This is a genomic window from Micromonospora sp. DT81.3, from assembly GCF_049847225.1.
In the GTDB taxonomy this organism is placed as follows: domain Bacteria; phylum Actinomycetota; class Actinomycetes; order Actinomycetales; family Microbacteriaceae; genus Microbacterium.
Map to the genome: position 1 here is coordinate 47,132 of NZ_JBNCNY010000003.1, position 22,284 is coordinate 69,415.

Below are 22,284 nucleotides of genomic sequence, written 5' to 3' on the forward strand. Positions count from 1 at the left end.
CGCGCTAGTCGGGCAGCACGAGCGGAAGCTCGCGACTGGGGTCCCACGGCTCGGTCCAGCCGAGGCGGTCGAAGAGTCCGTCCAGCAGCATGCCGGTGAATCCCCACACGAGGTGTTCGCCCGTCGCGTGCCCCACGACGAAGCCGGGGCCGCGCCATTCCTGCCCGTCCCGGCGGATCACCGTCGAGCCGCGGTTGGCGGGGTTCAGCAGATCCGCGACGCCCGCCCGGAACACGTCGGCCGACTCGGCTTCGTCGACGACGCGCACGGGCGACGGATGCCGCCACCAGGCGAGCACGGGCGTCACCAGATGCCGTGAGTACTCCAGAGGGATGTTCTCCAGCTCTCCGAGCACCTCCACGCCGTCCGGGTCGAGGCCCGTCTCCTCTCGCGCCTCGCGCAGCGCCGCAGCGACCACCGACTCGTCGCCCGGATCGACCCGCCCGCCGGGAAAGGCGACCTGCCCGGGGTGCGAACGCAGCGTGGATGCCCGGGCGAGCAGGAGCACGTCGAGGTCGCGCGAGACCGCCCGGGCCTGCGCCTCATGGTCGCTCTCGAGCGAATCGAGGACGCCGAACAGCATCAGCACGGCCGCGGAGCGGGCATCCGGAACGTCGGGCAGGTCGGTGAGCACACGCCATCCGGGCACCCCATGGCCGTTCGCGGACTGGTCGGCGAGGGCGATCAGCTGAGCCCGAGCGCTCTGCGGGGCGTGATCGGCGGGCATCCGTTCAGGCTACGCCCGTGCGGCAGGTGGAGCGGTCGCTACTCGCCGTCGTCTGCGGTCATGAGCAGACCGACGGCCTCCGTCAGCTCATCGAGCGCGCCGGCGAGCCTCTCGAGCGCCTCCGCGTCGAGCGCGGGCAGCGACTCCGCGATCCGGGAGACGAGCAGGACGGGGTCCTCATCCTGCGGCGCGGGGTCGGTCATGGATTCATTGTCCGCGCCGGCGCACGGCGGCGCCAGGCGGCGTGCGGCTACTGCTTCGTCGACCGCTCGATCGACATCACCAGGATCACGCGATCGGCCTTGTCGTTCGGCGGTGTAGAACTCGGGTTGCCGTAGCGGTTCTGCAGCCGCACGTAGAACAGGCCATCGGGGTCCGGAAGGGTCTCGACCAGCCGACCAGCCACTTCAAGGTAGCGATGCGGATCATCGGGGTCGATGATCGACAGCGCCATCGAGGAGTTGTGCTGCAGGTTGCGGTACTTCTGCCGGTACGTCGTGTGCGTGAAGCGAAGATTCTCGCCGTCGAACTCGAACCACATCGGGGTCACCTGCACCGTGTCGTCGGGGCGGATGGTGCCCAGGTGACCGTAGAGGGGCAGCGCGAGCAGGCGACGGTAGCGGGCGGGGATGGTGTCGTAGTGGGTGGGCATGTTCTCATCCTGGATGACGGTCACCGATCGTGGACCCGATCCGCGCGAGGCTCAGGCGTCGCCCGGCCTACTTGCTCGGGTCGTGTCCCCAGTTCATCAGCGAGTAGCGCCAGGGTGTGTCGGTGACATCCCCCGACGGCCGCTGGGCGAGGTGGCGGTGGACGTACCCCACGACCTTCCGCATGTGCTCCCGATCACCGTCGATGAGCTCGGCCTTCTTCTTGCGCAGGATGTCGATGATCCTTCGCCCGGACGCGTGCCCCGTCGACTCTCCCCCGCCGGAGCGGTCGCCCACGCTCTTGGACTCGTCGGTGTCGAGCCACTTCTCGATCTGCGAGGCGGTCATGTTCACCGCATCCGAGAATTTCTTCTCCGTCGTTGCGTCGTCGTCAGTCACGATTCCATTCTTCGAGCCGGAGGCCGTGCCGCCAACGGGTTGACAGCCGTGTTCACCTTCCCCACCACTGTGTTCTCACCCGCTGCCTCCTGACCCGCTGCGTCCTCACCCGCTGCGCCGCTTGCGCATCTGCGCCAGCGGCAGCTCGAGCCGGGGATTGCCCACGAGCTGATCCTCGTGCGCCTCGAGGAACTCCCAATAGGCGGTCGTGAACTCCGACCCGCGCGCCTCGCGATCGTTCCGCCACCATGAGCCCATCCTCTGCAGGTACGCGCCGCCCGAGATGTACGGCTTCGTCGCGACCCGGCCGCCGTCTGCGTACTGGCTCATGCCCTGCACGTTCGGCACCATCACCCACTCGTACGCATCGACGAACATCGTCGAGAACCACTCGTACGCCTCGCGCGGGTCGTACCCCTGCAGCAGGAACCAGTTGCCGAGCACCATGAGCCGCTCGATGTGGTGGGCGTAACCCCACCGGTGCACGCGTTGGAGCACCGTGCGCACCGGTACCGGCAGGTCGTCGGGGATGTCGCATCCGGTGTACCACCATGGTTCGAGTCGGCGCGTCTGCCCCAGGTGGTTCGCTTCTCGGAGTTCCGGCATGGCGCGGTAGGCGCCGCGCATGTACTCCCGCCATCCGATCACCTGGCGCAGGTATCCCTCGAGCGATGCCAACGGCACCCGATCCCGGGCAGCCAGTGTCGTGGCGACGACCTCCTCCACCGTCAGCAGCCCGATGTTCAGCAGGGCGCTGCTGACCGAGTGGAACAGGAACGGCTCGCCTTCCGCCATTGCGTCCTCGTATCGGCCGAACAGGGCGAGGCGGTGCTCGACGAAGTCCCCGAGCCAGGCTCGCGCCGAGTCCGGTGCGACCGGAAGCCAGAAGTTCTGGGGATCCCCGGGCGCGTCGGGGAATCGCTCGGTCACCTCGGCGATGGCGCCGCGGGTGATCTCGTCGTGAGGGAGCACCGGCAGCGCCGGGACGTCGATCCCGGTGCGCGGAAGCGGTTCGCGGTTGTCGGCATCGAAGTTCCAGCGCCTCCCGGCGGGCCGGTCGCCGTCCATCAGGATGCCGGTGCGGCGGCGCTGCCACCGATAGAAGTCCTCCATCCGCGCGCTCGGCGGCGCGGCGGCGAACCACTCGTCGATGACCGGCGCCGGTGTGAGGAACAGGGCGTCCGGGTAGACGCGCGTCCGCAGGCCCTGGTCGGTGCAGAACCGCAGCAGTCGCTGGTCGATCCCGCGGTCGGTGGCGCTCATCCACGCGAGTGCGTCGATCCCGTGCTCCCGGACGAGGGCGCGAAGGCCGTCCAGGAATCCGAGGCCGCTCTCGAGCCCGACCCGCTCCACCCTCGTCCCCGAGCGCGCGAGCCGGTCCGCCGCGTGCCGCATGGCGGCGAGCAGCAGCACGATCTTGTGCGAGTGGTACCGGCGGCGACGGAAGGCGGCATCCGATTCGATGAAAAGCACGAGGTCGATCTCGGGGTCGTCGAAGGCCGGATGCCGCTCGAAGACCTGAGTGGCGAGCACGAGCGCGGCTTTCATGCGGCCATGATGCCACTCGCCCGATACCGGAGGGGTCGTCGGGAGGGTGCCGGTCGCCGCGCCGGGCGAGGGCCGGTGGTGCACAACGGCGGGGATCCTCGGCGACACGCCGGGCAGCGGATCCGGTGACGGCGTGTCGGAGACGATCCCCGCCGTTGCGCTCGGGGTCGCACGACGGAGAGATCGGGGTTCTGTGTCGGTCATCCGCCGGGGCCATCGGGCCTGGGCGAGGGCCGGTCGTGCACAACGGCGGGGATCCTCGGCGACACGCCGGGCAGCGGCATCCGGTGTCGGCGTGTCGGAGACGATCCCCGCCGTTGTGCTCGGGGTGCGCGACGGAGAGATCGGGGTTCTGTGTCGGTCATCCGCCGGGGCCATCGGGCCGGGGCACAACGGCGGGGATCCTCGGCGACACGCCGGGTTGCGGCATCCGGAGTCGGCGTGTCGGAGACGATCCCCGCCGTTGAGCCCGCGGTGCCCGCGGTGCTCCGGGTGCGGCCGCGGGCGTGTCCGCCACCGTGCCGGAACCCGCGGCGCCTGGCAGACTCGCAAGGGTGTGGATCGGATGGATGGAGTTCGACGTGCTGCTCGGCGATGTGCACTCTCTGAAGGAGAAGCGCAGCGTCATCCGGCCACTGATCGCCGACCTGAGCCGGCGCACCGAAGCGGCCGCGGCGGAGGTCGGGCACCACGACCTGCACCGAAGGGCCCGGATCGGCCTGTCGGTCGTCGCGAGCGACGCGGCGCACGTGAGGGATGTGCTCGACCGCGTGGATCACCAGTTCGCGGAGGCGCATCCGGAGATCACGATCCTGTCGGCGCGGCAGGGGCTCCACTCGAGCGAGGACTGAATCCCCGCCGAGAAGATCCCGCCCTCCGGCGCCTCGCCGACATACCATCGAACATGGCGCACTCGATGAACACCGGGACGGTGATAGCAATCGTCGGCGAGCACTCGGAGGATGCACTGGCCACTTTGGACGGCATCCGAGGGGTCGAGGTTCTCGCCTTGCGTGACAGCGAGCCCACGTTGGCGACACGGCGCATCACCGCCGCCGGCACACCGTGGATCGTGCACGACGCGGACCCGCTCGAGCACGTGGCCGCGGCGTGGGTGGAGCTGTTCGAGGAGCGGTCGACGCTCGGGGCGCTCGAGCTGGAAGTCGAGAACGCCCTCGCGCTCTTCGAGGCCGGCTCCGCGCTCATGCCCGACTACTACATCGTGCTCGAACCGGAGGGCGCTCCCGACACCTGGCGACACTGGTGGTGCGGTGCCCTCGGGCACCACGCCCCCCGCCGGGTTCTCACTTCGCCGGCCCCGACGACGCCGCGGGATGCCGCGGTGCGCCGCCTGCTGCGCAAGCTCCCGTCGTCGCGGGCGTGGCCCGACCCTGCGGCCTGGCTGCCGCACCTCCCGTTCGAGATCCCCGACAGGGTGGGTCTCCGAGACTGACCCGCAGAGGGTCTACGCCGGCCCACGGCCGCTGGCCCAACCTGCGAACAGGGCATGCAGCAGCGGTAGAACGGATGCCGCCATCAAAACGGTCCCGAGAATGGCCTCATCCGCACGGAGCACAATGCCGCCGATCAGCAGCGCCGCGAAGAGGATCGCCGAGACGACACGCCGCACCATCCGCTCCACGCGATCGAGCCGTCGCTCGATCCGCGGGACCTGAGCCACCAGGCGCCCGTCTTCGATTCGCGTGGCCAGCTCGTCGAGCCGCTGCGGAAGCCGCGCAGCGACGCTCGCACTCGACACGGCCTGCCGGGCGAATCCTTGCACCACGTTGCCCGACTCCTCGCGGATCAGGCGATTTGCGTACGGCTCGACCGCGTCCCAGATGTTGAATGCGGGATCGAGTGAGCTGCACATTCCCGACGTCAGCGACATCGCGCGCACGATCAGCAGGAAGTTCTCCGGCAGCTGGAACGGCAGCGAGCGGACGACGTCGCCGAACTCGATCGCGAAGTCGCGGAACTCGCGCGGATCGACCTCCTGCAGCTCCGCGAACCCCATCCCGCCGAAGCGAGCGAACAGCTTGGTCATCGCGCGCTCGAGCTCGGCGGTGTCCGCAGACGGAAGCAGCACGCCCACGTCGCGCATGCCGTCGACCATGCCCTTGCCGTTCCGCGATGCGGCGGCGATGAGGATGCGCCGCAGCCCGCGCCGCAGGCCATCCGGGACCTCCCCCATCATGCCGAAGTCGATGAATGTGAGGGTCCAGGACCGGGCCTCCGGCCCGACGCGAGGAGTCACGAAGATGTTGCCCGGGTGCGGATCCGCATGGAAGAACCCGTCGGCGAACAGCTGATCGAACATGACGGCCGCGAACTCGGTCGCGACCTCTGACGGGTCGATGCTCGCCGCTCGCAGGCCCTCCACATCGTTGATCTTGATCGCCGTGACGTCCTGCAGAGTCAGCACCCGCCGCGTGGTGCGCTCCCAGACGACCTCCGGGACACTCACCCGGGCATCATCGCGGAACAGCTCGCCGAAGCGCTCGGCGCTGGCCGCTTCATGCAGGTAGTCGATCTCCTCCATGCTCGTCGCGGCGAACTCCTCGACGAGGGCCGGCATGTCCACGCGGTCCGCGACGACACGCACGCGGGACAGCCATCCGGCCACCCGGCGAAGCGCGCGCAGGTCGACGTCGACGACCTCGTCGATCCCCGGCCGCTGGATCTTCACGACGATGTCGGTCAGACCCGTCTGGGCGGCATCGGCATCCGAGAGTCGCGCCCTGTGCGCTTGACCGAGGGATGCCGCGGCGAGAGGCGTCGGATCGACGAACGAGTACGCGCGCTCGAGCGGCACGCCAAGCTCCGCCTCGGCGAGGGCCCGGATCGCGGGGAACGGGACGGGTGGGACCTCGTCCTGCAGCCCCGCGAGCTCTTTCGTGATCTCGGGAGGCAGCACGTCGAGGCGCGACGACATGAACTGGCCGACCTTGATCATGAGCCCGCCGAGGTCGACCGCGAGCACGTGGAAGCGCTGCGCGATCCGCTGCAGCCGCGCCGCACGACCGCGTGCGGAGATCCGGGAGAGGCCCAGGCGTGGAAGGAACAGTTCGTACCACCACGCCTGGACCAGATACCGGGCGGCAAACCGCGTGATCCGGCGGTAGCGTGCCCGCATGTTGCCGACGTCGGCCATCGAGTCTCCTTGACGCCGACGTACTGCGGCCGCGTCGTCGTTCAGCTGCAGCGTCGTTCAGCAGGGTCAGTCTTGGGCGAGGATGCTGAAGAGCTTACGTCGCGCCTCTTCGAGCACGGCGACGGCCTGCTTCACCTGATCCGGGTTGCCCGAGCGTCCGACCTGTGCGGCGGCCTGAGCGAGATCGATGCCCGCTTTCGGCAGAGCCGTCGCGCGCCCGCTGTCGCGGGAACTCGACGCCTCCCACGGCGCGGACCGGTCGCCCGAGGCATCCGCGACCGCGCGTCCCTCTACGGTCAGCGAGTACGTCTTGCGACCGTTGGACTCCTCGGCGAGGATGAGACCTTCGTCGGCGAGCAGCTGCAGGGTGGGGTACACCGAACCGGGGCTCGGCTTCCACGACCCGCCGCTCCGGTCGTCGATCTCCTGGATGATCTGGTACCCGTGCATCGGCTTCTCGGCGAGCAGCGCGAGCACCGCCGAGCGAACGTCGCCCTTGCCCATCCGCGTGCCGCCGACCTTCTGCTCGAACTGTCCGCGCAGATTCTCCATCGCCTCCCAGAGGCCGCCGGTCGGCCAGCCTCCGCCGGTGCCGCGCCCGCCGCTGCCGCCGCTGCTTCCGCCGAACCAATCCCCGATGTTGGAACCGCTCATGATGACCTCCTCTGTCCTGGACCCCCGTGGGTCCAGCGATACTCGACGATATATCGCTGAGCGGCCTGGCGGGGCGTTTCCCAGGAAGGATTCAGGCCCCGATGCCGCCTCTTGCACACGGCATCCGTCACTTGCAAGCCCCTCCGTGACCCGGGCGCCGCCGCATACCGTCGGGCACAGACGAAGGGATCGAACATGGCCGATGGCGATGTGGAGACGCGCTCGAAGCGCGGGCAGTGGGTGAACCGGGTGATCGGTGAAGAGGATCTGTCGCAGAGCTTCAGCAGTCGGGAAGAGGCCGTCGAGGCGGGGCAGCGGCTCGCCGACGAGCTCGGCACCCGTCACAGCGTGCTCGACGCCGAACCGACCGGCGTCATCACGGACGGCGGCGATGTGGATGACGACATCGTCGTGGTCGGCGGCGACGACGACCCCGAGTAGGCGAAGGGAGGAGCCGATGGCTGACCAGCAGCGGACGGTGTCCGACGCGATCGTCGATCGCCTCGTCGAGTGGGGCGTATCGCGCGTGTACGGGTACAGCGGAGACGGGATCAACGGCGTACTCGACGCTCTCCGCCGCTCTGAGGGCGGAGTCGACTTCGTCCAGGCGAGGCACGAGGAGAACGCGGCCTTCATGGCGGTCGGAGAGGCGAAGTACGCCGGCGGGGTGGGCGTGGTCCTCTCGACGCAGGGCCCGGGCGCCGTACACCTGCTGAACGGTCTGTACGACGCCAGACTCGACCACGTGCCGGTCGTCGCCCTGATCGGCCAGCAGCACCGCAGCGTGCTCGGATCCGGGTACATGCAGGAGATCGACCTGCGCACCCTGTTCTCGGACGTAGCCGCTAGCTACATCGCGGAGGTCTCGACCGCCGAGCAGGTGCCGATGGTGATCGACCGGGCATTCCGCGCGGCGCTGGCCTCCCGCTCCCCCGCTGTGGTCATCCTGCCCCACGACGTGCAGTCGGAGCCCGAGCCCGAGCATCCGCATGAACACGGCATCGTGCCGAGCGCCGCGACCTTCGACCGACCTATCGTTCGCGCCGTCGACGACCGCATCGCCGAGGCTGCCGCGCTTCTGGGCGCGGCGCGGCGCCCCGCCTTCCTCGTGGGGCAGGGGGCCGCCGGCGCCGTCGACGAGGTGGTCGCCCTGGCCGAGCACCTGGGAGCCGCGGTCATCACGAGCCTTCTCGGCAAGCCGTACGTCGACGAGCGCCTCCCCTACGCCGCCGGCACGATGGGGCACCTCGGCACGACCGCGAGCGCTCAGGTCTTCGCGGAGTGCGACGCGCTGCTGATCGTCGGCTCCAACGACCCCTGGACCGAGTTCTATCCCCAGCCCGGGCAGGCCAAGACGGTTCAGATCGACATCGACCCGCGCATGATCGGCAACCGCAGTGCGGTGGATGTGGGACTGGCCGGGGATGCTGCGGCAACCCTGCGCGGCCTGCGCGAAGCGGCCGCGCCGGCATCCGACCCGGCCTGGGGCGAACGCGTGCGGGATGTCGTCCGGCGCTGGCGCGACATCAGCGCCGAACGGGCCGCGGTGGAAGCCGAGCCACGGAACCCCGAGGCCGCGATGCGCGCCCTGAACGAGCACCTGCCCGCCGACGCCCGCGTGGCACTCGACGTGGGCAGCGTCGTCTACTGGTACGCGCGCCAGCTCATCCTGCCGCCCGGTGTGCCCGCGCACGTGTCGGGGACGCTGGCGAGCATGGGCTGCGGAATCCCGTATGGCCTGGCAGCCAAGCTCACGGCCCCGGACCGGCCCGTCGTGGTGCTCTCGGGCGACGGCGGCATGCAGATGACCGGCCTGGCCGAGCTCGTGACGGTCGCCTCGCGGTGGCAGCGCTGGCCGGATCCGCGGTTCGTGATCGCGGTCTTCGACAACCGCGATCTGGCCGAGGTCAGCTGGGAGCAGCGGGAAATGGAGGGAAGCCCGCCCTTCGAAGCCAGTCAGGCCCTGCCGGCGGTGCCCTACGAGGAGTATGCGCGCGTGCTCGGCCTGGCCGGGGAACGGGTGTCCGCCGCGGATGACGTGGATGCCGCGTGGCAGCGGGCCTGGGCGGCCGACCGCCCGTGCGTGCTGGCGATCGAGACCGACCCGGCCACACCGATGCTCCCACCCCTCGCCGCGGCCGGTGACAAGCTCGAGCAGATGCGGTCCTCGCTGGAGGCTGAAGCCGCCGAGGGCGGCCCCCAGGCGGCCCGGGCGCTTCGGCTGCTCGATGCCTACGTGGAGATCGAGGAGCGCCTCGGCGGCGTGTGAGCCCGGGCGTCAGCGCACCCTTCGGTACGCGTGCGCCTTGACGGTCTCGCTGAGTGTCCGCCACGGATGGGGCTGAAGCATGGCGTCATAGAGCGACGGGTCGACGTCGAAGTAGTCGTAGACGCCGCCGTTCCGGAATTCGATGCGGAGGGTTCTTCGTGCATCGTCGTATCCGACGGCGTGGAGGCTGTCCGAGGTGATCGGGTGCATCTTCATTGCGCATCCTCTCCGTCGGTGACCCGAGGCGATTCTCCTGCGGTGGCCCGAGGCAATTCTCCTGCGGTGGCCCGAGGGGGATTCGTCCCACCGCCCCTCCACTCGTCGCTTCGCGACGTGTGGAGCCTCCGGCGGCGGGGCCCGCCCGCGGTGCGTTTCTCACCCTGCCGTAACCATAAACGCAGAATGCCCGTCCTTCGGACGGGCATTCTGCGCTTGTGACCCCAGCGGGATTCGAACCCGCGTTACCGCCGTGAGAGGGCGGCGTACTAGGCCGCTATACGATGGGGCCTCACAAGACAACCTGACAAGTATGCCATGGGCCGGGGCGCCTCAACAAATCGAGGGAGCGCCCCTTGCCAGTCCCCATATGGACCGCTTGACTCGGACGATGCGAGTGACGAAGTACGAACATGCCGCCCTCCGGGTAGACGACTCGGGGAAGAGCCTCCTCATCGATATCGGGTCGTTCACGACCCCTCTGGACAACCTCGGACCCGTGATCGGCCTCGTGCTCACGCACGAGCACGCCGACCACTGGACCCCCGAGCACCTCGACCGCATCCTCAAGGGCGCACCCGGCATCCCGATCTATGCTCCGGAGGGCGTAGCCAAGGCTGCGGCCGGCTATGACATCACCGTCGTCGCGCCCGGTGACACGGTGGATCTGGATCCCTTCACGCTCGAATTCTTCGGCGGCGAGCACGCCGTCATCCACAAGACGATCCCCGTCGTGGACAACGTCGGGGTGCTGGTGAACCGGTCGCTGTACTACCCCGGGGACTCGTATGCCGTCCCGCGCGGAGTCGATGTCAACCTGCTGGCGGCGCCGATCGGCGCACCGTGGCTCAAGATCGGCGAGGCGATGGACTTCGTGCTCGCCGTGAAGCCGAAGATGGCGTTCGGGACGCACGACATGACACTGTCGGTCATCGGTCGGGACATGGCGCGGGCCCGCCTGAAGTGGGCCACGGAGGAGAACGGTGGCGAGTTCTTCTTCCTCGATCCGGGCGAGGGGCTCGACGCGTAACCCGAACGCAGAAGCGCCCGCCGACCGGGACGGTCGGCGGGCGCCTTCGATGCGGCGACTACTCGGCGTCGAGGTCCGTCTCGAGCAGAGCGACGAGTTCGTCGAGCGCCTGTTCGGCGCCATCCCCCTCGGCCTTCAGCGTCACGACCGTGCCGTTCGACGCGCCCAGACCCATGAGGGACAGGATGCTGCCGGCGTTCAGGTCGGGACCGCCCTCGGTCGCGATCGTCACGGGGATCTTCTTCTCCTGCACGGCCTGCACGAACAGCTTCGCTGGGCGGGCGTGCAGCCCTGAGGCGCTCGCGATGGTGGCCTGGCGCTCTGCCATGGGACTTCCTTTCTTCGACGTGCTGATGGTTCGACGAGTGGGTCAAGCATTCCGCATCCAGGATGCGGAGGCGAGGGTCACACCGGAACGGCGACCGCGGGGATGTCCTCTGCCGCGGCGAGTTCCTTCGGCGCGATGTAGCGCTTCGCGGCCACCACGAGGAATCCCGAGACGAGCACACCCGCAACGAGGGCCAGCAGGAAGCCCCAGATCGGGTTGATCGCGAAGAGGACGAAGATGCCTCCGTGCGGCGCCAGCGACTGGACGGCGAACGCCATGCTGAGGGCACCCGTCACGGCTCCACCCACCATCGAGGAGGGGATGACGCGAAGCGGGTCCGCGGCGGCGAACGGGATCGCGCCCTCGCTGATGAATGCCGCTCCGAGCAGCCAGGCGGCGACTCCGTTCTCGCGCTCGACGGGTGTGAACAGCTTTCGGGCGAGCACCGTCGAGGCCAGAGCCATCGCGAGCGGCGGCACCATGCCCGCCGTCATGACGGCGGCCATGATCAGGTACGGAGTGGGATTCTCGGCGGTACCGGCCGAGAGTCCGGCGACGGCGAACGCGTAGGCTACCTTGTTGACGGGGCCGCCCAGGTCGAAGCACATCATCAGGCCGAGGATGACGCCGACGATGATGATTCCGGAGGTTCCGGCAAGATCGGTCAGCCAGGTGTTCAGGCCCTCCATCAGCGTCGCGATCGGGCGACCGAGGAAGAGGATCAGCAGACCCGAGGCGATGATCGAGCCGATGAGTGGGATGATGACGACGGGCATGAGGCCGCGCAGCCACCGGGGTGCGGCCAGGCGTCCCAGCCACCAGGCGACGACACCGGCGATGAGACCGCCGACGATACCGCCGATGAAGCCGGCGTTCATCAGCACGGCCACGGCACCTGCCACGAATCCCGGGGCGATTCCAGGGCGATCGGCGATGGCGAAGGCTATGTACCCCGCCAAGGCCGAGACGAGGAAGCCCATAGATGTGACGCCGATGATGAAGGCGACGGAGCCGAGGTACTGTCCGAGCCCTCCGGCCGGCAGATCCCACAGTGCGTTGTCGACGATGACCGTGCCGGCCTCGTTGCCCACCTCGTAGCCGCCGAGGGCGAAGCCGATCGCGATCAGCAGACCGCCACCGGCGACGAACGGGATCATGTAGCTGACGCCGGTGAGAAGGATCCGCTGGATGCGCGCTCCCATCGACAGCGGTGCGGCGTCGGTGGCGCCTCCCTGGCTGGCGGTGCCGCTCACGCGCGCCGCGTTCGGGTTGTTCGCGGCGGCGACGGCTTCGCGGATCATCTGATCGGGCTGCTCGATTCCGCGCTTCACACCCGATCGGATGACCGGCTTGCCGGCGAACCGCTGCTGCTCCCGCACATCGACGTCGGTGGCGAAGATCACCGCGTCGGCGTTGTCGATGACGCTGCGATCGATCGCCTGATAGCCGCTCGATCCCTGCGGCTCGACCACGAGGTCGATGCCGTTCTTCTTGCCCGCGGCGGTGAGCGCGTCGGCCGCCATGAACGTGTGGGCGATACCCGTGGCGCACGCGGTGACCGCGACGATGCGAGCCGGGCGCCCATCGACGCTCAGTCCGTCGGCGACGGCGGTCGCGGCGGGTGGTGCGGCGGTGGCAGCGGACGCGGCCGGGACGGCCGCGGCAGCCGGGACCGCAGCGGCAGACGCGGATGCCGGGGCCGCGGCATCCCCTTCGCCGATGGCGTTGCGCACGATGGCGACGACGTCGTCGTTGGTCTCGGCGGCCCGGAGACCGGCGGTGAAGTCGTCCTGCATCAGGCTGCGCGCGAGCTTGGAGAGCACCGCGAGGTGCGCCTCCGCGGCATCCGCGGGCGCGGCGATCAGGAAGACGAGGTCGGCCGGGCCGTCTGGGGCGCCGAAGTCGACGCCGGGCTTCAGGCGGGCGAACGCGAGGGAGGGCTGCGTGACGGCGGCGCTCTTCGCGTGCGGGATCGCGATCCCGCCCGGCAGCCCGGTCTCATCCTTCTGCTCGCGGGCCCACGCGTCGGCGTGCAGGGCGTCGGCGTCGGTCGCCCGGCCCTCCGCCACGACACGCGCGGCGAGTGCCCGGATGACGGCTGACTTGTCGGCGCCGAGATCGGCGTCGAGCGTCACCAGCTCTGGGGTGATCGTGTTGGCCATGGAACTCTCCTCTTCGAGGGTCAAAGTCCGGCCGGGGGTCCGGCCGTCCAGTCGGTGACGGTGACGAGCATGCTCGCGTCCGCCGGGGTCGGGGTCTGCGTACCGGGGAGGGAGGCCGCGGCCGCACCGTACGCGACGGCACTGGCCAGCCGATCGGCGGGGTCGCCGCCGTCGGCGATCAGGAAGCCGGCGAGCGAGCTGTCGCCCGCACCGACCGTGCTGCGGACGGTGATCTTCGGCGCCGGTGCGAACAGCGCGGTGTCGGCGTCGACGTAGAGGGCGCCGCGCGAACCGAGGGTCACGAGGGCCGCTCCGACGCGCTCCGGCACGAGCCGGCGCGCACGCTCGAGGGCGACCGCCGGATGCTCGGCGTCGTCGCCCGGCTCCTCGCCGAGAAGCTCGGCGAGCTCCTCGCCGTTGGGCTTGATCAGGTCGGGGTGGGCCTCGACCGCTCCGCGCAGCGGACCGCCGGACGTGTCGATGGCGATGAGAGGGGCATCCGCTCCCCATCGCTTGCGCACCATGCGGGTGACGCGTGCGAAGAAGTCGTCGCCGAGCCCGGGCGGCAGCGATCCGGCCAGCACGAGCCACGTCGTGCCGGCGGATGCCTCCACGATCTCGGTCACGAGGAGCTCGGCGGCGGAGGCCACGGAGGCATCACCCGGAAGGTTGACCTTCGTCGTGGTGCCGGTGGGGTCCACGAGCGTGATGTTCGAGCGGACCCGACCTGCCACGGGTACGGCGCGGGCCGCGACGCCCGAGCCCTCGACGAGCCGGATGAAGGGGTCGGTCATCGCGGCAGGGAAGAGCGCGACGGTCTCCAGGCCGGCGGCCGCGAGTGCCCGGCTCACATTGATGCCCTTGCCGCCGGCATCCTGCCGGTCGCCGGTCGCGCGCTGCACCTCGCCCGCCTCGAGGGGGCTATCGAGGGCGATCGCACGGTCGAGTGACGGGTTCGGAGTCACGGTGACGATCATGCGAGCCACACCTCCACTCCGGCCTCGTCGAGCGTCCGCGCCAGCGCGGCATCCGGATTCTCGTCCGTCACGAGGATGTCGACGTCTTCAAGCCGGCCGAAGCGGACGAGCGACTCGACCCCGAACTTGCTCGAGTCCGCCAGCACGACGACCCTGCGCGCGCCCCTCACGATCGCTGACTTCACGGCCGCCTCGCCCGGGTCGGGGGTGCTGAGGCCGAAGTCGGCGGAGATGCCGTTGACGCCGACGAATGCAAGGTCGGAGCGCAGGTTCTCGATGGCGTGAACCGTGGAGGCGCCGACGGCGGCGGCCGTGAGACCGCGCACCTGTCCCCCGACGACGGTGAGGTCGATACCGGGAACGGCGGAAAGGACGTGGGCGATCGGCACCGCGTGGGTGACGACATCCACGTTCGCCTGGTTCTCCGCGACGTGCCCCGGCAGCAGCGTGGCGAGGGCCCCCGTGGTGGATCCGGCGTCGATGAGGACCGCGCCGCGATAGCCGCGGCCGATCATCTCCAGGGCACGCGCGGCGATGGCAGCCTTGGCGGTGCCTGCCATGCCGAAGCGCTCGTCGAGCGACGGCTCGACCAGGCTGGCTCGGCGGGGGGCGATGGCTCCGCCGTGCACGCGGCGAAGGAGGCCGGCGTTCTCGAGGGCGTCAAGGTCGCGACGGATCGTCTCGGTCGTGACGCCGAGGCTCGAGGCGAGCTCGACCACCGAGACACGCCCCTGCGTCGCGATCCCCTCGGCGATGCGGCCCTGCCGCTCCGTTGCGTACATCGTGCTCCTCGTTGTGCGGAAGATATCCACACGCTACAACACAAACACAGATGAAACAAGGTGCAAACGCAGAGATTCGGATACCCGTGGCCGGCCTGGTGTGCGCCGTGATGACGGTGCTCAGTCGAAGAGCGATACGGGGCCGAGTGCCGGATAGTCCCAGACGAGCACCGTGTCGCCCCGAAGCTCCACGCGGATGAGGCTGCCGAACGGCATCCCGTGCCACGGGTCTTCCTCGTCACGGTGAACCAGCACGCTGCCGTACTTGTTCAGCTCGATCCGGGGTTCGGTCTCGGAAGGTGCGCACGCCACCGCCCAGAGGCCTTGCGACCGCGTCGTGAGCAGCAGGCACGTCGTGCCGTGCACCGTCGGTGCGCTCCACACGTTGATGCCGCGGAGGTCCTCGTACAGGCGCAGCCCGTCATCGACCAGGGCGAGGTGGCTGAGGGATCCCGCGGCATCGAGCTCCGCGCGATGGGCGGACGGGACGCCGGCACTCTCGGCTCGGATATGCAGGGTCTCCGCCGGAACGGGGGGCAGCGCGCCGGGCATCCCGACCAGGATGCCCGCACAGATCAGCAGCAGCGCGGCGGCCAGGGCAAGGATGTCGCGGCGGCGCCACCAGGGAGGAGCGGACTCGTCGATGCCACGACGCCCGAGCGCGGGCTCCTCGATGGGTCGGGGAGACGCGGCTTGCACGGACGCGGCCCGCGCGGGCGTCGGCTCCGCGTCATCCGCGTCGTCGTCCCCCGTGCGGAGTGGCGGGGTGGTGCGTCCGATGGTGGTCTCGAGGGCGGCGAGCCGGGCCTGAGCAGCGGGGTCGCCGGCGATGTCGGCATCCGGGCCGTATGCGCGCCGACGGAGCCGCTGAAGCTCGGCGGCGATTCCCGGCGTGACCGACTGCCCCGTCGTGTCCACGGGGCCATTATGCGCGGCGCTTCGGCAGCAGAGAACCCCCCTGCCGGCCCCGCCACCCGGAAGCCACAGATCGACAGACAGAACAACATCGGCGAGTGCCACCGGGGGCACCCGCCCTAGGCTGTCAGGCGTGCCCGACAAGCCAGCCGCCGAAGTGATCATCGACTCCGAGCTCGTTCGCGGACTGCTGGCCGGCCAGTACCCGCAAGCCGACGGGCTCGCGCTCTCGCACGCGGCCGACGGGTGGGACTGCTCGGTGTGGCGGCTGGGGTCGGACCGCGCGGTGCGACTCCCCCGCCGGGCCGTCGCCGCGCCGCTCGTGCTGCACGAGCAGCAGTGGCTCCCGGCGATCGCGCAGCGGATCCGGCCGACCGGCATCGAGGTCCCCGCGCCGGTCTTCGCCGGCGGACCGACCGAGGACTTCCCGTGGTCGTGGTCGATCGTGCCCTGGATCGACGGCGGGCCAGGGCTTGCCCTCGACCGCAGGGACCGTGCCGGCTGGGCGCAGCCGCTCGCCGCCGCCCTCGAGGCGCTGCACGTCGCTGCGCCGGACGACCACCCCCGGAACCCGTTTCGGGGAGCTCCGCTGAGCGAACGGGCGGATGCGGTGCGCGAGCGCATCGGCCACCTGGGAGGCACGCTGGGGGCCGCCGACCTGCGAGCGGTCTCCGATGCCTGGGCGGCCGGGCTCGCAGCGGACCCGTGGGCCGGCGTGCCGGTGTGGATCCACGGCGACCTGCATCCCGGAAACGTCATCACGGCAGGATCGGCCCTGGCCGGCATCATCGACTTCGGCGACGTCACCGCCGGTGATCCGGCCTACGATCTCGCGGTCGCCTGGCTGGCGTTCGATGCCCCCGCGCGCAAGGTGTTCGTGGAGGCCTGCGGTACCCGGGTCGATGCGGCCACGTGGACGCGCGCACGCGCGTGGGCGGCGGCCGTCACCCTCATGCTGCTGGCCCACAGCGACGACAACCCGTCATACGCCGCGCTCGGCCGGGAGTGCCTTGCGGAGCTGGCTCAAGAACCCGACCCGACTCGAGATGCCGAGGAGAGATAGACGTTCACGTGGTCGCCTTCGAGCGTGAAGCGCACCAGACTGCCGGTCGGCATCCCCTGGAAGAGGTTGTCGCTCCACCCCTGGTATCGCGTGAGGTCGACGGTCGGTATCAGGCCGTCGGCTGCGCAGCCGCCCGTTCCTCCTTCCTGTCGATGGGTGACCAGTACGCAGTCCGTTCCGTAGCGCGACTCGCCGCTCCAGACGGAGAAACCCCTGAAGTCCTCGAACCGACGCAGACCTTCGTCGTCGATGCCGAACTGCGCCAGGTAGCCCCCGATGTAGGGTCCGGGGGCGTCCTCGGGTGACTGCGGAACGAGGTGCAGGACGTAGTCCGGCGGGCGAGGACTCAACCAGCTGAAAGCCGAGACGGCGATGGTCAGCGCCGCTGCCCCGCCCGCCAGGACCACCCACCACCGCCATCGGCGCCACCACGGGCGTGAGGCGCGCGGGAACGCCTCGACGGGCGCGGAGGCTGAGGGCGAGCCGGAAGCCGGACGCCGGTCGTGGGTAGATTCCGGCTCGGGCCCCGGCTCCTGCCAGGGCACAGGCTCCAGGTCGTGCACCGGGTCCAGTGCGGGCACCGGGTCCAGTGCGGGCACCGGGTCCAGTGCGGGCACAGGCTCCGGGTCGTGCACCGACTCCGGTGCGTGCACCGACTCCAGTGCGTGCACCGGGGACGGTTCTTGGAGCGACCCCCACGGCGTATGCGTTCCTCGTTCCGGGGCGGAGGCGCCCGCGCCCCCAGCGTGTGCCGCGGTCTGCCGCGAGATCTTCGCCGCCTCGAGCTCCGTCAACCTCGCCAGAGCGACGGGATCGCTCAAGATGTCGGCATCCCGGCCGTACGCGCGCGCACGGAGACGCCTCAGTTCATCCGGCTCGTCCCCTTCGACCGCCCGCAGCGCGGCGTCCATGGGGCCATTGTGCACCCGCAAGCGCCGCCCGGCCAGGGGTGTCGATCCCCTGCGACGCGTCGCCGCGACGCGCGGCGGCCGGTGATTCCGCGCCTAGGACGCCGTAGCCTCCGCCTCACCGAGGAACACCTCGACGCGGTCGCCGTCGAGCACGAATCGGATCATGCTTCCGGTCGGCATGTCGGCGAAGACCTCATCGGTGACGCCGGAGTACCGCTGCAGATCGGCGATGGTCGCGAGGCCGGCCGGCGAGCAGCCGAGGGCGGCGAGTCCCTGGTCGACTCGGGAGATGATCAGGCAGTCGGTCCCGTACTGGGTCGGACCGCTCCACACCCGGAATCCCCGGAAGTCCTCGAACCTCAGCAGCTGTTCCGGGTCGAGGCCCAGCCATGTGATGCTGCTGTTCATGTCGGTGATCTCCTGCTCGTCACCGGCCGGCCCCTGCAGCTGGAGCACGAAGTCCGGGCGCGGCGCGAGCGAGTTGACCACTGCCGCGACGAGGAGCACAGCAGCGACGCACCCGCCGATCATCGCCAGCCAGCGTCGGCGGCGCCACCACGGTGTGGCGGCGAGTCCCGTGGGTGCGCCCGCTACCGCGGCCGCGGGCGCCGACGCGCCGACGGACGTCGTGACCGGCCCCGCCCCTTCCTCGAGCCGGGCCCCCGGACCTGATTCCAGGTGGGCATCAACCGGGAGAGGGGCACCCGCCGGACCGGTCGCCATGAAGATCGACCCGTGCGCAGGCCCCGACGCCGGAGCGGCGTCACCACCGCGGGGAACCTCGGGGACCGGTGCGATGATCGACAGCCGACGGGCCGCCTCCAGCTCGGAGAGCCGGGCTTGGGCGGCGGCATCCTGGGCGATGTCGGCATCCGGACCGTACGCGCGCTCCCGCAGCCGCTCGAGTTCGTCCGACTCGTCGATCGACCCCAGCGCCGTGTCCATCCCCCCATTATCCGCGTGCAGCGGGACGCCAGGCGATGGTGTGCCGGCGCGCTTCAGCGCGAGGGGCCGGCCAGCGGCGGCGGCGCGTCCACCGTCTGTGCGAGAACGACCCCGTCCCGCAGGATGAGCCGGATCATGCTGCCCACGGGCATATCGCCCCATGCCTCGATGCCGGAGAGCCGGGAAGACTCGCGGTACTTGACGAGGTCGATCGTCGGCTCGCCGTTCCACGGTGAGCAATCGACCCGCCACCGCGGCCGGGCATCGGTGGTCACGAACATGCAGGTCGTGCTGGTCCCGCGCGGCCCGCTCCAGATGTTGAGGCCCCGGAACTCGTCGTACAGCCGCACGTCGCCCGGTGAGATGCCGAGGTAGTTCAGCTCATCGGCGCTGCCGAGTTCCACGGATGCCTCCACCGGAACGTCTGTGCGCGGATGCAGCGTGACATCGCTCGACGGAGGGCTGAGCACCGAGGCGAGGACACCCAGAGTGGCGACGGCGACCCCCAGGTCGACGAGGATCGCGGCGCGCCGCTGCCACCAGCGGGGCGCTTGCATCTGGCGGGCGGAGTGCTGCACCGGTCCCGGTTCAGCGGGTGATTCCGCAGCGACGCCCACCGGCATCCGCCCGGGTATCGACTCCGTCTCGGATGCGTCCCGCCACTCGTTCGCGCTCCCGGACTCCTCGACCGGCCGAAGCGCGTTCGCGAAACCCAGTGCTGCCTCGAGCTCGATCAGTCGTGCGCAGGCGACCGCGTCGCCGCCTATGTCCGCCTCCGGCCCATACGCGCGCCGCCGCAGCTCGGCGAGCTCGGCCAGATCCGCCCGGGAGGGCGACGCCTGCGTCCCGCCCATGCCCCCATTATCCGCCCGGAGGGGACATGCGGCACCGGTGAAAGGGCCGGCGTCGGCGGGCGGGACTGCCGACGGTGTGCGTTCGGCCCGAGGCAGAGGCGTGCGCCTCGAGGCTCGGATCCGCCGGCGTGGCCTCGTGACACGGCGCCCAGCGCCGTGCGCTCGTGCGGCGGGAACGAGAAAACCCCCGCCTGAGCGGGGGTTTTTCTCAGCTGGGGTACCTGGACTCGAACCAAGAACAAAGGTAGGTCGTCGAGGTGACGACTCCCCCGTCGTGTTGTCGCAAGCTTCCGCGGATTTCCGCGGTTTTCATGGGCCTAGTATACGGACTGCCACGGGCGCGAACGGGCTGATTCTGGTTCGCTCAAGGAGTTTCTGGTCTCGATTCTGGTCACGGCGATGGAACGACTTCCATGCCAGTGCGATCACGCATTCGTGCTGGTGCACTTTCGGCCTTGCCGGTGATGGCTGTGTGACACGCTCTGAGCCGTGGGCCGCTCCTAGCCTCTCTCGCGGTGCTCGTTGGGTAGCAGCAAAGCACGCCGTCGCCGAAGGAAACGGTGGTCTCCCCTCGAGCCTCAGTGACGTGTCTGCAACGGTAGAGGTCGCCGAGCCCAGCCCCTCTCGCAACATCGACGAAGGGAGCAATTGCAGCTCAAAGCGTCCGGGTGTTCAGCGTCTCAAGCAGTAGCGCCTCTGCGACGAGGGCGTTGCGGAAAGTCTGCAGGTGAAGGGATTCGTTGGGACTGTGTGCCGGCTGTGAGGATCCTTCACGCCTGTCACTAGGATCTGCGCTCCCGGAAACTGGCGCACGAGGTCCGCGATGAAGCGAATCGATCCGCCGACCCCCATGTCGACGGCCTCCACGCCGTAGGCATCGGCGCGAGCATTGCGGGCTCTTCGCGAATGAGGGTGTAGTGGTGTGAGCGCGTCGGTGTCGGGGTTGGGGGTCGAGGCTCCCGAGGATGGGCGTTCCTAGGCTGCCCATCTGCAAAGAGACCTCGACGTGCTTCACGCTACCTTCGCGACCCCTGACCTGACGACGTTCTGCCGACTCGATGAGCTCGGCCTCGAGGCGCTGGGGCAGCATCTCGCGCCCGATCGTGCGGTGCTGGAGTGCAGCGTGGTGGGCGCCGACCAGTGGTGCAGGAAGTGCGGCGCGGAGGGCGTCCCCAGAGACACGGTCACGCGTGAGCTCGCGCACGAGCCGTTCGGGCACCGGCCGACGACGCTGATCATCCGTGTCCGCCGCTACAAGTGCTCGGGGTGCGGCCGGATCTGGCGTCAAGACACCGCGAAGGCGGCGCGGCGCGGCGCGGGCGAAGATCTCGCGTGGCGGGCTGGCCTGGGCGCTGACCGGGATCGTGATCGACCATCTCACCGTCACCCGCGTCGCGGCCGGCCTCGGGGTGTCCTGGAGCGCTGCGAACGACGCTGTTCTCGCGGAGGGCCGCCGACGTCTGATCGATGACCCGCACCGGTTCGACGGGGTGACCACGATCGGGGTCGACGAGCGCGTCTGGCGGCACACCCGGTTCGGGGACAAGTAGGTGACGGTCATCATCGACCTCACCCCCGCCCGCGAGAAGACGGGCCCCGCGAGGCTGCTGGACATGATCGAGGGCCGGTCGAAGGCGGTGTTCAAGCAGTGGCTCGCCGCCCGCCCGAAGCAGTGGAGCAAGGCGATCGAGGTGGTCGCGATGGACGGGTTCACCGGGTTCAAGACCGCCGCCGCCGAAGAACTCCCCGACGCGGTCCCGGTGATGGACCCGTTCCACGTCGTCCGCCTCGCCGGGGACGCGCTGGACCGCACCCGGCAACGCGTCCAGCGAGACACCCTCGGGCACCGCGGAATGGCCGGGGACCCGCTCTACAGGGACCGCCGCACCCTGCACACCTGTGCCAGCCTCCTCACCGAACGCCAGCAAGCCCGGCTGAACGCGGTGTTCGCGGCCGAGGAGCATGTGGAGGTGGAGGCGACCTGGGGTATCTACCAGCGCATCGTCGCCGCCTACCGGGAACCCGACAAGCAGAAGGGTAAGCAGGCGATGCACGCCGTGATGACCAGCCGGGTTCCCGCCGCGCCGGTCGAGATCCGACGCCTCGGCCGCACGCTCAAGCAGCGAGCCGTCGACGTGCTCGCATTCTTCGACCGACCCGGCACCAGCAATGGGCCCACGGGGGCGATCAACGGTCGCCTCGAACACCTCCGCGGCTCCCCCCTCGGCTTCCGGAACCTCAGCCACTACATCGACCGCAGCCTGCTCGAAGCCGGCGGCTTCAGACCCGCACTACACCGTCATTCGTGAAGAGCCAGGTCACTTCTCAAGCCGATACTGTCCAGTTTTCGAGCGCCGACGACACTGCGACCCGCTCGCGCGATCGAGTCATGGTCGGGCTGGTCGACGGAAGCTGCGGTTGGGCGCACGTCCGACTCGGACCATTAAACGCTCACAGAGCGTGGCAGGCCGACGCGTCGGACGCGGGTGCCGCAGAGTTGCATCTCAGCCCCTCAGTCTGGCGGTCCGCGCGGCGTCGTCACGCCCAGAAGTGCGGATCTGCCGCAGCAGATCCGGAGACGCCTGCGCGAGCTGCTCGTCAAGAAACGGCGGGGTCGATATTCTGAGGTGCGACGGTCATCGTCAAGATTCTTGCGGGATGGATGTGAAGAGTTCTCTCGAAAGATCACGCGGTGACCGT

The 22,284-nt window shown here is 69.9% G+C and carries 22 protein-coding genes, 1 tRNA gene and 1 pseudogene; 7 read left to right on the top strand and 17 right to left on the bottom strand.

All coding sequences use genetic code 11. The annotated features are described in order from the left end of the window. Positions 1-4: 4 nt before the first annotated feature. The 5 genes from ACPW96_RS08010 to ACPW96_RS08030 all read right to left on the bottom strand — a co-directional run bounded on the left by ACPW96_RS08010 (position 5) and on the right by ACPW96_RS08030 (position 3,324). Entirely contained in the window at positions 5-727 is a 723-nt protein-coding gene (locus ACPW96_RS08010; protein WP_425820346.1) for an NUDIX hydrolase, read from the bottom strand. 38 nt (positions 728-765) lie between these two features. Next, complete coding sequence (locus ACPW96_RS08015) at positions 766-930, bottom strand: hypothetical protein (RefSeq protein WP_425820345.1); 165 nt, start codon at positions 928-930, stop codon at positions 766-768. A 47-nt stretch (positions 931-977) separates the two neighbouring features. Continuing rightward, positions 978-1,379 carry a PPOX class F420-dependent oxidoreductase gene (locus ACPW96_RS08020; protein ID WP_425882637.1) on the bottom strand — a complete coding sequence of 134 codons (402 nt, stop codon included), beginning with the start codon at positions 1,377-1,379 and terminating at the stop codon, positions 978-980. 67 nt (positions 1,380-1,446) lie between these two features. Beyond that, positions 1,447-1,776, bottom strand: a complete 330-nt coding sequence (locus ACPW96_RS08025; RefSeq protein ID WP_425882638.1) for a DUF3140 domain-containing protein — start codon at positions 1,774-1,776, stop codon at positions 1,447-1,449. A 105-nt stretch (positions 1,777-1,881) separates the two neighbouring features. Then, positions 1,882-3,324 carry a cryptochrome/photolyase family protein gene (locus ACPW96_RS08030; RefSeq protein WP_425882639.1) on the bottom strand — a complete coding sequence of 481 codons (1,443 nt, stop codon included), beginning with the start codon at positions 3,322-3,324 and terminating at the stop codon, positions 1,882-1,884. Positions 3,325-3,878: 554 nt separating this feature from the next. On the opposite strand from ACPW96_RS08030, the gene ACPW96_RS08035 reads away from it, so the two are divergent. Both ACPW96_RS08035 and ACPW96_RS08040 read left to right on the top strand, forming a co-directional pair. Beyond that, positions 3,879-4,175 carry a DUF503 domain-containing protein gene (locus ACPW96_RS08035; protein WP_425882640.1) on the top strand — a complete coding sequence of 99 codons (297 nt, stop codon included), beginning with the start codon at positions 3,879-3,881 and terminating at the stop codon, positions 4,173-4,175. 53 nt (positions 4,176-4,228) lie between these two features. Next, entirely contained in the window at positions 4,229-4,777 is a 549-nt protein-coding gene (locus tag ACPW96_RS08040) for a hypothetical protein (RefSeq protein WP_425820340.1), read from the top strand. A 12-nt stretch (positions 4,778-4,789) separates the two neighbouring features. Here ACPW96_RS08040 and ACPW96_RS08045 read toward each other — a convergent pair whose 3' ends face one another. Both ACPW96_RS08045 and ACPW96_RS08050 read right to left on the bottom strand, forming a co-directional pair. Further along, on the bottom strand, positions 4,790-6,478 hold the full coding sequence (locus ACPW96_RS08045; protein WP_425882641.1) for an ABC1 kinase family protein: 1,689 nt from the start codon (positions 6,476-6,478) through the stop codon (positions 4,790-4,792). A 66-nt stretch (positions 6,479-6,544) separates the two neighbouring features. Then, positions 6,545-7,132, bottom strand: coding sequence for a PadR family transcriptional regulator (locus ACPW96_RS08050; protein ID WP_425882642.1), 588 nt, complete (start codon positions 7,130-7,132; stop codon positions 6,545-6,547). Positions 7,133-7,327: 195 nt separating this feature from the next. On the opposite strand from ACPW96_RS08050, the gene ACPW96_RS08055 reads away from it, so the two are divergent. Further along, the gene (locus tag ACPW96_RS08055) at positions 7,328-7,573 is read left to right on the top strand and encodes a DUF2188 domain-containing protein (protein ID WP_425882643.1); all 246 of its coding nucleotides are present in this window, start codon (positions 7,328-7,330) and stop codon (positions 7,571-7,573) included. A 16-nt stretch (positions 7,574-7,589) separates the two neighbouring features. Further along, complete coding sequence (locus tag ACPW96_RS08060; protein WP_425882644.1) at positions 7,590-9,401, top strand: thiamine pyrophosphate-requiring protein; 1,812 nt, start codon at positions 7,590-7,592, stop codon at positions 9,399-9,401. 9 nt (positions 9,402-9,410) lie between these two features. Here the strand turns inward: ACPW96_RS08060 and ACPW96_RS08065 are convergent, their stop codons facing one another. Both ACPW96_RS08065 and ACPW96_RS08070 read right to left on the bottom strand, forming a co-directional pair. After that, complete coding sequence (locus ACPW96_RS08065) at positions 9,411-9,617, bottom strand: KTSC domain-containing protein (protein ID WP_425882645.1); 207 nt, start codon at positions 9,615-9,617, stop codon at positions 9,411-9,413. Between the two features lie 219 nt (positions 9,618-9,836). Then, positions 9,837-9,909, bottom strand: a tRNA-Glu gene (locus ACPW96_RS08070). Positions 9,910-10,014: 105 nt separating this feature from the next. Here ACPW96_RS08070 and ACPW96_RS08075 point away from each other — a divergent pair. After that, a complete protein-coding gene (locus ACPW96_RS08075) occupies positions 10,015-10,647 on the top strand; it encodes an MBL fold metallo-hydrolase (protein WP_425882646.1) in 633 nt (210 codons plus the stop codon). A 58-nt stretch (positions 10,648-10,705) separates the two neighbouring features. On the opposite strand, the gene ACPW96_RS08080 is transcribed toward ACPW96_RS08075, so the two are convergent. From ACPW96_RS08080 to ACPW96_RS08100, 5 genes are all read right to left on the bottom strand, one after another. Continuing rightward, positions 10,706-10,975 (bottom strand): HPr family phosphocarrier protein, encoded by a 270-nt coding sequence (locus ACPW96_RS08080; protein ID WP_425820333.1) that lies wholly within the window; start codon positions 10,973-10,975, stop codon positions 10,706-10,708. Positions 10,976-11,052: 77 nt separating this feature from the next. Continuing rightward, positions 11,053-13,137 carry a PTS fructose transporter subunit IIABC gene (locus tag ACPW96_RS08085; protein ID WP_425882647.1) on the bottom strand — a complete coding sequence of 695 codons (2,085 nt, stop codon included), beginning with the start codon at positions 13,135-13,137 and terminating at the stop codon, positions 11,053-11,055. Between the two features lie 20 nt (positions 13,138-13,157). Continuing rightward, positions 13,158-14,114, bottom strand: a complete 957-nt coding sequence (locus tag ACPW96_RS08090; RefSeq protein ID WP_425820331.1) for a hexose kinase — start codon at positions 14,112-14,114, stop codon at positions 13,158-13,160. Then, positions 14,111-14,896: a DeoR/GlpR family DNA-binding transcription regulator gene (locus tag ACPW96_RS08095; protein WP_425882648.1), complete on the bottom strand. Its 786-nt coding sequence runs from the start codon at positions 14,894-14,896 to the stop codon at positions 14,111-14,113. The genes ACPW96_RS08090 and ACPW96_RS08095 overlap by 4 nt, the downstream gene beginning before the upstream one ends. A gap of 120 nt (positions 14,897-15,016) precedes the next feature. Beyond that, complete coding sequence (locus tag ACPW96_RS08100) at positions 15,017-15,814, bottom strand: hypothetical protein (RefSeq protein WP_425882649.1); 798 nt, start codon at positions 15,812-15,814, stop codon at positions 15,017-15,019. A 130-nt stretch (positions 15,815-15,944) separates the two neighbouring features. Between ACPW96_RS08100 and ACPW96_RS08105 the strand changes: the two genes are divergently transcribed. Then, positions 15,945-16,874: an aminoglycoside phosphotransferase family protein gene (locus ACPW96_RS08105; RefSeq protein ID WP_425882650.1), complete on the top strand. Its 930-nt coding sequence runs from the start codon at positions 15,945-15,947 to the stop codon at positions 16,872-16,874. On the opposite strand, the gene ACPW96_RS08110 is transcribed toward ACPW96_RS08105, so the two are convergent. The 3 genes from ACPW96_RS08110 to ACPW96_RS08120 all read right to left on the bottom strand — a co-directional run bounded on the left by ACPW96_RS08110 (position 16,835) and on the right by ACPW96_RS08120 (position 19,584). Next, complete coding sequence (locus ACPW96_RS08110) at positions 16,835-17,785, bottom strand: hypothetical protein (RefSeq protein WP_425882651.1); 951 nt, start codon at positions 17,783-17,785, stop codon at positions 16,835-16,837. The genes ACPW96_RS08105 and ACPW96_RS08110 overlap by 40 nt on opposite strands. A 93-nt stretch (positions 17,786-17,878) precedes the next feature. Beyond that, the gene (locus ACPW96_RS08115; protein WP_425882652.1) at positions 17,879-18,730 is read right to left on the bottom strand and encodes a hypothetical protein; all 852 of its coding nucleotides are present in this window, start codon (positions 18,728-18,730) and stop codon (positions 17,879-17,881) included. A 53-nt stretch (positions 18,731-18,783) separates the two neighbouring features. After that, on the bottom strand, positions 18,784-19,584 hold the full coding sequence (locus tag ACPW96_RS08120) for a hypothetical protein (RefSeq protein WP_425882653.1): 801 nt from the start codon (positions 19,582-19,584) through the stop codon (positions 18,784-18,786). Positions 19,585-20,590: 1,006 nt separating this feature from the next. Here ACPW96_RS08120 and ACPW96_RS08125 point away from each other — a divergent pair. Further along, positions 20,591-21,893, top strand: a pseudogene (locus tag ACPW96_RS08125) (ISL3 family transposase). The last annotated feature ends 391 nt before the right edge of the window (positions 21,894-22,284 follow it).